Origin of the sequence: Ruficoccus sp. ZRK36 (genome assembly GCF_019603315.1) — a bacterium.
Lineage (GTDB): Bacteria > Verrucomicrobiota > Verrucomicrobiia > Opitutales > Cerasicoccaceae > Ruficoccus.
On the sequence record NZ_CP080649.1, the window covers coordinates 2,993,777 to 3,007,681 of the forward strand.

The window sequence follows — 13,905 nt, forward strand, 5'->3', positions numbered from 1 at the left end:
CACAAGGGGCGCAGTACGAGGCGCGCCATCCTTGGCTTGCCCATGGGCATGATTTGTGGGAGAGAACGTGCTGCTATTGGGCGATTCTCTGTTTACTAAGCCAGGCTTTAGCCAAGAACTATGCCTTCCTGCGTCATTTTCTCTCCATTCCTGACCAGCCGTGTTCTGCAGCTGAGCCGTGCTTTTTCTCTGGAGGGGTACGCGACACGTATCCTCACGCGCATACCAGGGCCTGACAACAACGCCGACGACGCTGTCTCGCGACGCCTTCAGGAGCAATTTCCAGACCCTCCCCTCGAAGACCTCTCCACGGTGCGCGTGGAGAGCTGCGATGTGCTCATCGTGCTGTGGAGCCAGTACCTGCCCATAGAGGAAGACGAGTGGACGCAGGCCACAGCCTGGGCACAGCAGAGCAAGCGAACGGTGCTGCTCGGTCTTAGCATCGACCGCCGTTACCCGCAGCGCTGCCGCTTCGAGCTGAAATCAATCGTGAGCCGTCGGCGCCTGCTAAAGAAGGCCAGCCGTGCCCTCAACGAGGATATCGCTCCCCTGCTCTCCCCCTTATCACTGCTGGTTAAACAGCGCTACTTCGGGCCGAGCATCCACCAGATGTTTCTCGCAGACCCAAGCCTGCGCCAGTTGATCTATTCGCCCGTAGCGCCGCCGGATCAGCGCGACCTGATCTTTAACTTTGTGGGTACCCGTGAGAACGGACCCCGCGTGGAAATCACCCCCCGCATTGAGGATTGGCTGACCCGTCAAGGCCATGACATTGACATGCTTAAAGGCGAGCCCGGCCAGCCCGGTTTTTACTGGTGGGCGTATCCCTCTGGCTCCAAGTCCCTGACTTCCCAGCAGTACATCCAGCTCCTCGACCGCAGCCGTTTCACACTGTGTCTGCCAGGGTTTGCGGGTACGACCGAGCGTGTATGCGAGTCGATCCTGCGCGGCAGCGTCCCTGTGCTCGAGGCCATCGAGGTGCCCTTTTATCGTCTGCCTCTGCGCGACGGGCAGAACGCCATCATCGTGAAGCGCCGGAGCGACTGGCTATCGACAGTGCAGCGGCTCCTGAGCATGAGCCCCAGTGAGGTCGCTAAGTGCCAGCAGGGGGTCGACGAGCTACGCCAAAGCCTGGACTGGCCGCAACTGTGTCGCCGCATCGTCGCGCACGTACTGGCGTAAGCGCAGGCCTGCGCGCCTGACTCGATCTAGCGCTTGCGCAGCTCGACAGCCTTCAGCTCCATACCCATCGGGCCGGGAATATCCGTCAGCCGTACACGGACCGTAGCCGGGCCGGGCTCAAGCTCGACCGTCCCAACCGGGAAGGTCTTCCACGGCTTGCGGGCGTACTTCTCAGCCTCACCTTTCAGACGGAAGGGCTGCGGGTAAACGTCCGGGTCAAAGGCCTCATCGAGTTTAAAGGCGACGCTCTGGCCGGCGACTTGCACCTCGCCCTGGACACCGACATCCTCGGCGGGCAGGCAGTACAGCAGCGCGACGTCGTAGGTGCCGCCTCCGACGACATTCAGGCTCCACTCAGGATAGGAGTCCATGGAGGTCCAGTTCGTGATCCAGTGGTGGGCGAAGCCCGCCGGGTAATTGTAGCCGATGCCCTCGCCGTTCTTCGGGTGCAGCAGTGCGTCGTGTGCCTCGATACGGACCAACGGGTGCCCCTCATAGCCGACTGGGATCGGGCGGGGATCGAGCCGGTAGTTGATCGCACCATGGCGTTTCTCGTAGGCAGCTTTCAGCTGTGCGAGCACGTCCGGGTATTGCGCAGCCACATTATGCTGCTGGGTCGGGTCCTTTAGCAGGTCGTAAAGCTCCCACTCGTTCTCCCGCTTCACCGCGAGCCACTCATCATTGCGGACTGAGCCGTAGCTCTCGATGCGGTCCTTGTTACCGACGGGCAAGGTGTAGAGCAGGCGATCTTCCCACGGGGCCTGCGGGTCCTTGAGGAGCGCGGCAAAGCTCTGCCCGTCGAGCGGGAGGGTCTTCGGCTGCTTCAGGTCACAGAGTTCAACCAGTGTGGGCAGGATGTCCACGTGGGCCAGGCGCTTTTCGAGCTTCTCGCCCTTGGTGATGTGGCCATCCCAGCGGATGAAGCACGGGACGCGCACCCCACCCTCGTCGTACCAGCCCTTCCATCCCTTGAGGTTGGCGTTGTAACGCTCCGGAATCGGGCCATTATCGGACATAAAGATGACGATCGTGTCCTTGAACAGATCCTCTTTCTGCATGTGCTCAAAGAGACGCGCGAGGTTATCGTCGAGCGCAGCAATCATGCCGTAGATGGCCGCTTCCTTATCCGTCAACCCCATCGCCTTAAAGCGGTCGTAGTACTCGTCCGAAACCAGCGCGGGTGTGTGGGGGGCATTGTAGGCCAGGTAACAGAAAAAGGGCTTACCGGCGGCCGACTCTTTGTCCATGAACTTCATGGCCTCGTCGGTGAGCAGGTCGGTGATGTAGCCGTGCTCCTGCTTCCAGACGCCGTTGTCCTCGATCTCGGGCTCGAAATAATGCGGGATGTGCCCGTAGGGGAAACCGTAGAACTCGTCAAAGCCCTGCCCGCGCGGCGTCTCCGGGTAGAAGCTGCCATTGTGCCACTTGCCGAAGGCACCGGTGGCGTAGCCATTGTCGCGGAAGATCTCAGCGAGCGTCGTCTCCTCGGGGTCCATGACCTCCAGGCGACGGGTGACGTGCGTCACACCGACCTCAGGATGGTAACGGCCGGTCAGCAGGCTGGCACGCGTCGGGGCACACAGCGGGCTGACGTAAAAGGTGTCGAGGTTTGCCCCCTCATCCGCGAGGGAATCCATGGCGGGAGTTTTCAGGTAGGGATTACCGTGCAGCGAGAGATCACCGAAGCCCTGGTCGTCTGTGACGATCAAGAGCACATTCGGGTGCTCGGTAGAGGACGTTTCAGCGGCATGCGCAGCAGTATGGGCACTCATCAAACAAAACGAAAAAAGCGTTAAACAAACCGGTCCAAGGCCCACAAACAGGCGGCGGCAGAAGGAGGTAGAAGTCAGGGTACTTAACATATCGAAATCTTATTGTGGGTTAAGACTCGGAAACAACGGCGGCAATCTCAACCTTTTCCCAAACAATGTCACTAGCCCATGTGCGTAAACCAAACTGCCCACCATCAAGCGGTTCGGGATCGGTCACATCGTGGATCAGCTGCCCATCGACCCAGTAGCGCAGGCGGCCGTCAACCTTGAGCACCGTGATCTGGTAGTCTTTACCGCGAGCCGTACGCGCATCGGACTCAGCGATTTTGTTAAAGCCAGGGTCGCGACGTACGCGGGCCCAACCCTTCATGTCGCCACCGACAAAGGTAAAGATGTAGTTCGGGATCTGGTGGTAGTCCGGGTATGCTCCGGAGCGCCCAAAGACGAGGTCCGAGCCGTCCGCTTCTTTGGCGTGCAGAAAGAGGTTCAGGTTGCAGGCGTTGAAGTCGCCGGTCGTCAGGGTCTTGACGTTGATGTGGATCAGCACATCGGCGGGGAGCTTTTCGTTGAGCCACACCGTGGTCCCCAGCTTTTTCGGGTTTTCCGGCGGCGTGGAAATCTTCAGCCCGCCCTCGGCGGTCTCGATCTGTGCCCCCTGGCTCTCGCTCGTCCAGCGCCCGCTCCACTCCCCTTTCGAGAAGTCCTCGTCCACCATCCACTTCAGGCTGAGGTGCTCATCCGCGAGGATGGGACGCACACAGGCGGGCGCCTCAGCATCACCGGAAGCCGGGCTAAGCGCATAGACGGGCGTGAACGAGAGCGCTGCGGCAAAGGCAGCGAGGATCAGGATCGAGGTTGTTTTTAGCATCATCTGTAAACGGGTAAAACGGCGCGGCGCACTTCGTCGGAGCTTCGCCAGAGGCAAAGTCCTGAAAGTGCACCGGGCCGGTTTTCAGCTCCTTCCGACAGTAGTCACTGCCGGAAGGACTCCAAACCTTAACCGATGCTGCACATCAGCACATGTTAAGAATATCTGTAAAAGGCTTTAGCTGTAATTAGCGGCGAAGCTTGCGGCGATACAGCACCGTCAGGACCAGGACACCCAGGCCGATGCCAGCAGCGGTCTCTGCGGGCTCAGGAATGCTGATCGAGTCGTTAAGGCTCAGCTCGTCGATATAGAGCGTGCTCGTAAACGGCTCCGACTGAGGCTTAGCGGTGAAGTTGATATTCTTGAGCTCAGTGGGACCAAGCACGCCCGTCTCAGGATCAACATAACCGATCGTTTTCTTGCCGGAACCCTCGAGATCGTTGCCAACCAGCACACCGTTGAGCCACACGTCCATCTTACCCGATGCGACATTGCCACCGTTGTAGTCGAGTGAGCCATTGTCGTTATTGAAGACGATGCTGAGGGTATTGACCGTATCCATCGCATAGGTCGTGATCGTGCCGCCTTTCGGCTCGACGCCGGTACCCGTGCTCAGGATGAGATCTCCGTCCTGAATGAAGACACCAAACGCGGTAACGCTGTTACCAGCATTCGTACCGATACGCATCGACCACCCGCTACCGGAGTGTGTAGCCGATGAGGGATCGTAGAAGGTCAGGTCAATTTGCCCCGTGGTCGTACCGTTACTATTTGTGATCGAAGCAACTACATTGTCGCTGGTATTATCAGCCTCCAGAACGCCGTACTGGTTAGCTCCCGGCGAGAAGATATGGGTGCTGTCGTCAGCGACGGTAAAGGTGACATATGGAGCGGTCTGGGGTGTGCCCCATTTGCCACCATCAGAGACAGGATCGCCCACCGTGTAGGAGTCAAAATCATCCTCATACAAGACGGTGGCATGCAGAGAGGAAACAGCAGCCAGCATGGCGCCAGCCGCGAGAAGTCGTGATGTTCGTCGATTCATGGGTAGTATTTTGGGTTAGGGTTTGAAGTTGAGAGAAGTGCTTGTCATGGAGTCTTCGCACCCGGCATTGACCAAACCAGATCAACGCCGGGAGTTGGGAGTTATTTCAAATCGGGTAAATCGGTAAGCGTACCAAAAGCCACGCGGTAGAGGCGCAGCGTGCCGACGAAGTCGATATTGGGCTTGGGATTTGATTTAGAGGTGAAATCGAAATCACGCAGCGGGACGCCTGCCTCAAGCCCTCCGCAGGACGGCAAGCCCTTGGCCACGCATTTCCCGTCCAACCACACATCCATCGTGCGCGAGGCCAGTGAGCCGTCCGCATAGGTGGTGCTGGATTCGCTGTTGTTAAAGACAACGGTCAGTGTGTGTTTATCGCCGAGCGAGTACGTGGCGACGGCCTCGTCAGCAGGCCCCACGTTTTTCCCCTCACAGGGCACCAGTCGACCATTTTGGATCGAGAGCGCAAAGGCCGTTTTGGTGTTACCGGGACTGCCTGCCAGGCGCAGGACAAAGCCGAGCCCCTGATGCGGAGCGTCCTTGGGATCAGAGAATGTACACTGGAAGAACCCGGTCTGTGTGGGCTCAAGCAGCTGCCCCTGCGGCCAGAAGAAAAAGGACTGGCTGTTGGTATTGCTCAGATCGGAAATCTCGAGGGCGTTCTTACCGTCTTCCTGCACCACCAGCGTCGTAAGCTGAGCGGCGGGATCGTGTGTCTGCCGCCCCCAGCGCTCCTTACCGGCAGGACTTTCCTGCAGCGATGCTCCAGCCTCATACGCGGAAAAATCATCCTCAAATACAGCCGCATTTAGCGTGGCCGCACCAAGGCTGGCAATAACAAGCAAGGTTCTCAATTTAACGTTGGGGTACATATTTAAGATATAAGGTCCGAAGGTTTTTATGAAGACATTTTTGGCACAAACTAGAGGCTTTACCTAACTACGTTGAGCGCAGGTAAGCGACCAGATCGACCTGTGATTTGAGAGGCTCATCGCGCAAATAGCGGCTGATGTTCTCCAGTGCAAACAGCCCGCAACGCGGGCGCACATCCTCAGTCGGCCCGGCGATATGGGGCGACAGGAGAACATCCTTCAGGCTGTGCAGCTGAGAGTCGAGTGGAAGCGGCTCTTCGCTGTAAACATCCAGGCCAACGCGGATATCCCCACGCTGTATCCGCTTCACCAGCGCATCTTCATCCACCACCGCGCCTCGCCCGACATTGACAAAGACGGACTTCGGCTGGAGCAGGTCCAGCAACTCAGCGCCGACAGAGCCCTGCGTTTCGGGAGTCAGCGCCTCACATTCGATGATCACTTCATTATTGGCAAACAACTCCTCGATCGAATCGGCAGGCTCGACGTCATGCTCGCGGAAGAACTCGGTCGGCACGCCAGCTGAATATGAGGAAATCTCCACTTCAAAGGGTTTGAGAAGACGCACAATCTCTCGCGCAACAAAACCAAAACCATGCAGGCCGACGCGTTTACCGATCAGGGTACGTGTGTGCAGGTCCGCCCTTTCCTTTATAAACTCGTCAAGCGGGAGTTTCATCACCGTTTTCCATGACGGCAGACGACGCAGGCAGGCCAGTGTGAGCAGCAGCGCATGCTCAGCCACCGGGGTGCTCGCCAACCTCCCCCAATTCGTCACCAGCATGCCTTTTTCGAAGGCACGGGCGGGCAGCGTATTTCGAACGGAACCGGTCAGGTGGCAGCAGTACTTCACCTTAAACCAGGGGCTATCAATGATCTCCTCCGTCAGTTTAGGAGTAGACCAGCCGCTTAGCAGGATTTCCGGCTCAAACTCACGCAGGGCTTCTACCCATGAGTCGTCATCAAGATGCTTGGTGTCCAGCACCTTCCAGCACAGGCGTTCATCATCCCCCGGTAGTCCGGCAGGAAAGAAAGTGTCCAGCTCGGCATCTCCCAGTCCGACCAGGATTCGCTTTTGGTCAGAGGTGCCATTTGTCCCGGAGGCATGGCTCCTGTCCTGGCCAGGATTCGCTACGTGCAAATTCCGCATGAACAGAAAGGTACATCGCCCTCAGGTAATAAGAAAGGCTCGCTCTACACGCACAGTCGCGTAAACGCACAAAAAAGCGTATCGCCTAACCGCTATTTGACGCCAGCGACACGATCTGCCAGCCGCGGGAGGCTTTTCCCCTCAACCCACTTGCCTTCGATGTGCGTACGCTGAACCATCTCTGGAATCCCCCGGTCTCCACGCATCACGAGATTGGTGAGACGGTCCACTGCGACCTCTCCGATGTGGTAGGAGTTTTCGATCACACCTGCGACATCGTCTCTATCTCCAGCCAGTACCGGGCAGGCAACAGCCACATCCTCCGGAACACGCACGCCACACTCCCTGAGCTCCGAGGCCAGTAAATGCGTACCCGTAACGACCGCCTGGACCTTGTTTTTCTTCAGCTGAGCTGGGAGTGTGCCGACGTTACGCCATTCATACTTCAACACGAGCGGTTGCTCGCCAAGCTGATGCTGGGCAGCCAGATAGCCAGCCAGAAAATTGTGATCCGTACGCTCGTCATGATCATCACCAAACACGAAGCCGATGCGGCGATACCCGTATTCGTGCATCTTGTTCATGGTCTGCACCATTGAGCGGTACTGGGTAGCCGTCACGGTGTGCAGCTCGGGCTTGCGCAGCGTATAGCCGAATGTCACAAAGGAGAAATCATCCCAGACAAAGTCCATCACGGTGTTTGAGCTGGGCTGCGGGCACAGTAGAATCCCGTTCACGTTACGAGCGCGCAGGATAGAGGCAATGCGCTGCGGAGATACCTTGCTGCCGTCAAAGTCAAAGACCTCGACCTGATACCCGTATTGCTCCGCCCGTTTGCGAGCCCCTGCAAAGTACTGGCTATAGGTTCGGTTTTCCTGCCAGCTGTTGTCATCGGCATAACGCTTAATATATAGCCAGCCGAGCACCCCCTTGAAGCGACTTTCGTGCTGACTGCTCCGGTACATGGCCAGAGCCGAGAGCATCGGGTCCGGTCGGTAGCCCAGCTCTTCTGCCGCCTGGAGAATCCGCTCTCTGGTCTTCTCCGGTATGCTCGGATGGTGCTTAAACGCTAGGGAAACAGTCCCCCGGTGTACGCCGACTTTGGCGGCAACATCCTGCTGAGTAACACGCTTTCCTTTCATACTCTACTGTGTAAGTAAACGAGTTGTTGCTAAAGTGGTCAAGGTGGAAGAAGCTATGGTCATTACCCTTATACCCATGCCCATGACTCGTAAACGCCCCGCCTTCAGCCTCGTTGAACTCCTAACTGTCATTGCCGTTATCGCGGTACTAGCGGGTATTTTAGTACCCATCGTCAGTACGATACGCGCTCGAGCCGACGTGCTGGAATGCTCCAGCAACCTACGGCAACTCGGGATAGGAACACGCCTCTATGTCAACGAACACAACGGCATCATGCCCGGCCCGCTTTGGGGCGGCCAGTCCAACATTTTTTACCAAAAGAACGCCGACAAAGGTAATTACGGAGGGCAGCTCATCTACTATCTGAGCGATTACCTGCCGGTGGATACCGTGGGCACGAATCCACCGCGCGCAGCACTCATGCTCTGCCCAGCGTATGTGGATGTTATTGGCATGGATGTCAGAGACATGCGCCCCTATGCCCTGCGTAATTCAAACGTAAAGATGGTCAATGGAAAGCTTGATAAACCCTTTGGCTACCCGGGCAGCGAGTCCCAAGGACGTGAAGATGACTCCCCGGCCAGCTACTTTCAGATCCTTGAACCTGAAAATGAGAAGATGATGATCGAGCTCGACGCAATCAGTGTCGCCCCGTATGCAGGCAAGGATAACTGCCCGGACACTCCCGTTCACGGCACCCTTCGCAACGTCCTTTTCCTGGACGGCCACGTCGAAGCAGAGCCTACCGACGTCTAATCCCGTTACTTCTGCGCGTCTGAATACAACTCGCACCCAAGAAATAGTATAAAAAAATTTATAATGATAAAAAGACTACTCCTCACTGCACTCATTTTACTCCAAACGAGCTTAGTATTTGCTGCCCACAAAAAGTGGCCCGAGGTCACGGAAGAAGTCGTCCAGCAATACCTAGCCGACCACGAAGCCACCTGGCAGGAGCGCATGCCCGAGACAGGCTCGCGTCTCTTCTACACCGAGACCCAATGGCCGGAAGTCATTGCCCAGCTCAATAATGACGAGGGCCTGCGCCCCGAGTACCGCGAGGAGATCTTCAAGATCGCAGACCGCCTGTCCTCGAAGCCCCCCCAGGCCTACTACCCGCCTAAGCAAAACAAAAGCGGGCGCACCCCTATCCAGAACGCCGCCGAGCTGTGGCAGCGTCGCGTCGGCGATGATATCGTCCTGCTCTGCCTCGCCGCCAAGATCAGTGACAACCCCGCCTATAAAAAGGCCGTCCGCGACGCCGTCGTCACCGGCTGCCAATACCCGCAGTGGGGCAATAAAGGCAAGGGCCGGAATATGGACCTGGCTGCCGGGCATATGGGCCGCGCGATCGCACTCGCCTGGGACTGGCACCGAGACCTCTTCTCGGAGGAAGATCAACAGATCATCCGTGAGGCCATGACCGAACGCATGAACGACATGTACGCGGCTCTTCAGGGCGCTTATTTCTGGTATCGCAGCTACACGGAAAACCACAACCACGTCAGCGTGACGGCCCTGGGCTTCGCCGGGTTGGCTTTTTACGGGGACATCCCCGAGGCCCGCAAGTGGCTCGCAGCTGCCTGCGCGAACTTCGATAATGTTGCCAAGTACAGCGCCGAAGACGGCAGCTCTGCCGAAGGCGTCCCCTACTGGACCTACTCGGTTTCCTTCATTCTTCAGTTTATCGAGGCCACCCGCACCGTCACTGATTCCGCAAATGCCTACCAGTCTCCCTTCCTGAAAAACTCGGCCAACTACCGTCTGGCTTGCGCGACTCCCGGCTTTCAGGGGACCCTGCCCTGGGGCGACGCCCCCCTCATCGACTTCTACGGGCCGCAGCATATGCTGGCCCGTCTGGCCGCCCAGTATGATGACCATCAGGCTCAGTACCTGATGGAGCATATGCCGTACGGCCCCAACGGCGGCTCGGATGCCGAGGCCCTGCTGCTCATGTGGTACGATCCGGCCGTGAAGCCCATCGCACCGACAGCCCTCGACTACCACGTCAATGTCTGGGACACGGTCACGACCCGCAGTGGCTGGGGTGACGGTGACTACCTGCTCACCATCAAATCCGGCTATACGCGCCGCAACCACAGTCACCTCGACGCCGGTGCGCTCGCTTTCGTATTCGGTAACCAGTGGATGCTGCTCGCCCCCGGCTACGGCAAGGGATCGGGCCAGCGGGAATTCTGGCAAAGCCATGGACCGCGCTGGGAGTTCTTCTCCAACGCCACCGAGTCGCACACCGCCCTGCTTATCAACGGCAAGAATCAGCTCTTTAGTGCAGAAGACCGCGCCACCATCGACGGCTATGCCTCCACACCCGGCGCCCTTTGGACCACTATTGATCTCTCCGGCGCCTATGAGGGTAACCCCGACATCCGCCGGAATATCGTGCACCAGCGCGGTGACTACTTCCTCGTCATTGACGAGGTCAGCACGCCCGAGCCGGTAGATGTTGACTGGCTCGCCCAGATACCTGCCAACGGCGTTGTCGATGACGGGCGCATCACCCTGGTCTCCCGCCCCGGTGACCTGCGGCTTAACCTGCTCTACCCCGAAGGTGGAACGTTTGAGACGCGCAAGCCCACCAGCAAGCACGTTGACAATCCAAACAAGAGCCAGCGTAGCTACACCGTCTCCCAAAACGGTCAGCAGGTCGGCTACACCATGCTCATGCAGCCGGTGTTCAGTGAAAAGCCTGTCGCCGACCTTGCAGCCAAAGTCGTGAGCCATGAATCCGGCCAGTGGAATATCTCCGTCGGTGCCGAGGAGTGGGATGACGTGGTCTGCGTCCTGCCCATGCGTGGCCCCATGGAGTTAACGGTCCCCGGCACCGAGGATGTCGTCAGTCTGGAAGCCCGCGCTGCGATTATCCGTGGATCCGACAAGAAGCTCGTTAATGTCTTCGCCTCGGAGGCTGAAGTCATCGACTGCAAGCCGATGTACCTGGAGTTGAATGCTCCTGCAGGCATCGAGTTAGCTGCCCACGACGGCGGCTGGGTGCTCGATCTTGACACGTCCGTGACTGCCACGATGACGCTGGCCAAGGGCCTCAAGCTTTATGATGCATCCTCGTCTCCGGTCAAAATCTCCGATGAGGGCGTATCGCTGGACAAAGGCAGCTACGTGCTGGCCGCCAATGCGGCAGATGCGGGCAAGCTGATCTCCTGGGCAGCCGAGCGCAACCCTGAGCATGATTTGCCGTCAATCCCTGTAGCCAAAAAGGTTAAGATGGGCCCTGCCCCGGCCGAAATATCACTGGGCTGGGAAGCCGAAGATGGCTACGTCATGTCTGACAGCGCCGTAGAGGTTACCGAAAAGATCGGTGCCTCCGCGGGTAAGGCCTTAAAAGGAGTCGGTAACGGCGGTGCCGGTGAGATGATTGAATGGACCGTCGACATCAAGCGCGCGGGCACCTACCACCTGAGCATGCGCTACTGCGCTGAAAAGCCCACGGGTCTAACACTCCTGGTCGATGGTTTCGCACCCACTGAAGAAGCCCTGCACATCCCGCTCAAGGGCACAGGAGGCTGGTCGAATACCAAGGACGACTGGCAGGAGGTCGTGCTCAAAGGCTCTGACGGCAAGGACCTCGAAATCCCGCTCACAATGGGCAAGCACACGATCAAGCTGATCATGCCCACGGCCCCCATCAATATCGATAGCTTTACGCTCAGCGGATACTGATCCCGCACCTGTCCGCTACAGCTAGACACCTTAAACATCACGCCGAGCTGCGAACCTTTTCGCGCTCGGCGTTTTTTTATGCCTACGGAGTACCTTAAGCTCCACGGTGTTTGATCACTAGCGTTGATGGCATCCATACCCACCCTGCTGCTTCGTCCACACACGCACGTTCCGCTGCTCGCGAAGCACCTATCCAGAGGCACAAAAATGCCCGAGGCGATACATCACCTCGGGCAGGGAGCCGATTCGGCTTTTATCGAGAAAGTGCTTATTTCTCCACGGGCTTGGGCAGCTCTCCGGCATCCGCGGGGACATCGAAGTCGGCGGCCAGCTCGGGAAGCTTCTCACGCATTAGCGTCACAACCCAGTCCGCAACGACACGTGCGCCATCGGTCGAGAAGTGCGTGTGATCCTTCAGGTTGTCCTGAGGCCCGAGGAGTGCCGCCTCTTGCGGCCCCATCTTCGTGAGCTGTTCGTAGCTGTAAGCATGCAGATCCAGATAAGGGGTGCCGGTCTCTTCGGCTACGATGCGCACAGCTTCAGCGTACGGCTCGAGCGAGTCCTTCAGCACATCACCGCGGTAGTTTCGGCGACAGACCGACGAAATCAGCACGGGCTCCGCGCCTATCTCACGGGCTTCTTTGATGTAGCGGCGCAGGTGGTCGCGGTAGTCGGTCTCTGCGGCACTCTCGCGCTCCGGTCCCTTGCCCTTCTGGTCATTGTGCCCAAACTGGATCAGGATCCAGTCAGGCTTGTGCTTCAGGGCCTTGTCCCAGCGCCCTTCGGTGCGAAAGCTGCGTGAGCTGCGCCCGCCGACCGCGGTATTGACAACCTTCACCCCCGGGCGTGTCCACTGCTGCAGGGCCCAGCCCCAGCCAGCCTGGTCACGGTCGCGGCTCTTACCGGTCACGGTAGAATCACCAACGAGCACGATAACCGTCTCGTCGGCAGCGTGAAGCCCGGGCATCATCAGACCGAGGGCAGCAAAGGCTAAAGTAATCAAACAGAATTTCATTTCATCAAAGGGTTAAGCCTGCATTCACATAACGTCAAGACATCCAGATTTACCGGTAACATATTTTTACGATTATCGGTAAAAAAGAACCAATTCATTATATATAGCTGAATAAAACTGACCCTCCATCCAACATTAAGAATTGAAAATACCGGTAATTTTAGACATTTCATCTTCATGCCCGTCAACCAAAAGCAGATCGCCGATGCGCTCAACCTGTCCATCAACACGGTGTCACGGGCTCTGCGCGACCACCCTGATCTGGCGGCGGCTACGAAGGCTCGCGTCCTCGCCAAAGCACGGGAGCTCGGCTACAGCAAATCTCTCTCTGCGCAGCCAACCCCCGAGCCCCAGCACCGGCGGGTTGGCATCATTCTATATGAGAGCCAGGACGACGACCACGAGGCACCCTTTGGCTCCGGCATCAAGCAGCGCATATTCGTGGCCCTTCAGCGCGAGTGCCAGCGCCGCCAGGTAGAGACCTTGATCGAGACGCCCGCTCCCGGAGAAACGCCGCTCATGGTCAAAAACCAGACTATCGAAGCCGCCTTTCTGTTCGGACGCTATCCTGCCGAGGCCATCGCCCACTATCAGGCAACTCCGGCCGTCGCCGTGAGCAGCTTTATCCCGGAGTCGCCCCTACCCCGCGTAACCGCTGACAATAGCGGCGGGATGCGAGCGATCACCGAGCACCTTATCGAATTGGGCCACCAGAGGATTCTGTTTCTAGGTAATGCCGATCCGCTCACGGGCGTATTCCGGGAGCGTGCTGCTGGCTATGCCGCCGCGATGCATAACCGCGGCCTTGATGCAAAGAGCCACTTCTGCACGGATTTCAGCTCATTGCCGTCCATCGACCAGCTCCGTAACTTTACCGCCATCGCATGCTCCAGCGACGGTCTCGCCTATGCCGTTCATGCTGCTCTGACATCGGCAGGGCTATCCGTACCCGCAGACTGCAGCGTCACGGGGTTTGACTGCCACCCGGAGAACTATCCCCTGCAGATCACCACCTATCGCCCGGACTGGGACCTCATGGGAACCCTCGCCGCCGACCTGCTGTTGTCACAGTCGCCGCACATCCTGAACAAGCCGGTAGGCATGACCGTCCCCGGCAAACTGATGGTAAGGGATACGACCTGCCCGCCAGCTCTTTGATAAC

Annotated in this window: 11 protein-coding genes; 4 read left to right on the forward strand and 7 right to left on the reverse strand. The window is 58.1% G+C overall.

Annotation, left to right across the window (positions count from 1 at the left end; genetic code table 11):
* Positions 1 to 120 precede the first annotated feature (120 nt).
* A complete protein-coding gene (locus K0V07_RS13110) occupies positions 121 to 1,182 on the forward strand; it encodes a glycosyltransferase family 47 protein (RefSeq protein WP_220621839.1) in 1,062 nt (353 codons plus the stop codon).
* 26 nt (positions 1,183 to 1,208) lie between these two features.
* On the opposite strand, the gene K0V07_RS13115 is transcribed toward K0V07_RS13110, so the two are convergent.
* The 6 genes from K0V07_RS13115 to K0V07_RS13140 form a co-directional block, all read right to left on the reverse strand.
* Positions 1,209 to 2,954 carry an arylsulfatase gene (locus K0V07_RS13115; RefSeq protein WP_220621840.1) on the reverse strand — a complete coding sequence of 582 codons (1,746 nt, stop codon included), beginning with the start codon at positions 2,952 to 2,954 and terminating at the stop codon, positions 1,209 to 1,211.
* Positions 2,955 to 3,063: 109 nt separating this feature from the next.
* Positions 3,064 to 3,825 (reverse strand): DUF6250 domain-containing protein, encoded by a 762-nt coding sequence (locus K0V07_RS13120; protein WP_220621841.1) that lies wholly within the window; start codon positions 3,823 to 3,825, stop codon positions 3,064 to 3,066.
* A gap of 184 nt (positions 3,826 to 4,009) precedes the next feature.
* A complete protein-coding gene (locus K0V07_RS13125; RefSeq protein WP_220621842.1) occupies positions 4,010 to 4,867 on the reverse strand; it encodes a hypothetical protein in 858 nt (285 codons plus the stop codon).
* Positions 4,868 to 4,968: 101 nt separating this feature from the next.
* Complete coding sequence (locus tag K0V07_RS13130; RefSeq protein ID WP_220621843.1) at positions 4,969 to 5,721, reverse strand: hypothetical protein; 753 nt, start codon at positions 5,719 to 5,721, stop codon at positions 4,969 to 4,971.
* Positions 5,722 to 5,806: 85 nt separating this feature from the next.
* Positions 5,807 to 6,889, reverse strand: coding sequence for a hydroxyacid dehydrogenase (locus K0V07_RS13135; RefSeq protein WP_220621844.1), 1,083 nt, complete (start codon positions 6,887 to 6,889; stop codon positions 5,807 to 5,809).
* Between the two features lie 92 nt (positions 6,890 to 6,981).
* Positions 6,982 to 8,031, reverse strand: coding sequence for a LacI family DNA-binding transcriptional regulator (locus K0V07_RS13140; RefSeq protein WP_220621845.1), 1,050 nt, complete (start codon positions 8,029 to 8,031; stop codon positions 6,982 to 6,984).
* A gap of 76 nt (positions 8,032 to 8,107) precedes the next feature.
* On the opposite strand from K0V07_RS13140, the gene K0V07_RS13145 reads away from it, so the two are divergent.
* Both K0V07_RS13145 and K0V07_RS13150 read left to right on the forward strand, forming a co-directional pair.
* A complete protein-coding gene (locus K0V07_RS13145) occupies positions 8,108 to 8,788 on the forward strand; it encodes a prepilin-type N-terminal cleavage/methylation domain-containing protein (protein WP_220621846.1) in 681 nt (226 codons plus the stop codon).
* Positions 8,789 to 8,851: 63 nt separating this feature from the next.
* On the forward strand, positions 8,852 to 11,728 hold the full coding sequence (locus K0V07_RS13150; protein WP_220621847.1) for a DUF4962 domain-containing protein: 2,877 nt from the start codon (positions 8,852 to 8,854) through the stop codon (positions 11,726 to 11,728).
* A gap of 268 nt (positions 11,729 to 11,996) precedes the next feature.
* Here the strand turns inward: K0V07_RS13150 and K0V07_RS13155 are convergent, their stop codons facing one another.
* Positions 11,997 to 12,743 carry a rhamnogalacturonan acetylesterase gene (locus tag K0V07_RS13155; protein WP_220621848.1) on the reverse strand — a complete coding sequence of 249 codons (747 nt, stop codon included), beginning with the start codon at positions 12,741 to 12,743 and terminating at the stop codon, positions 11,997 to 11,999.
* A gap of 177 nt (positions 12,744 to 12,920) precedes the next feature.
* Between K0V07_RS13155 and K0V07_RS13160 the strand changes: the two genes are divergently transcribed.
* Positions 12,921 to 13,901 (forward strand): LacI family DNA-binding transcriptional regulator, encoded by a 981-nt coding sequence (locus K0V07_RS13160; RefSeq protein WP_220621849.1) that lies wholly within the window; start codon positions 12,921 to 12,923, stop codon positions 13,899 to 13,901.
* Positions 13,902 to 13,905 lie beyond the last annotated feature (4 nt).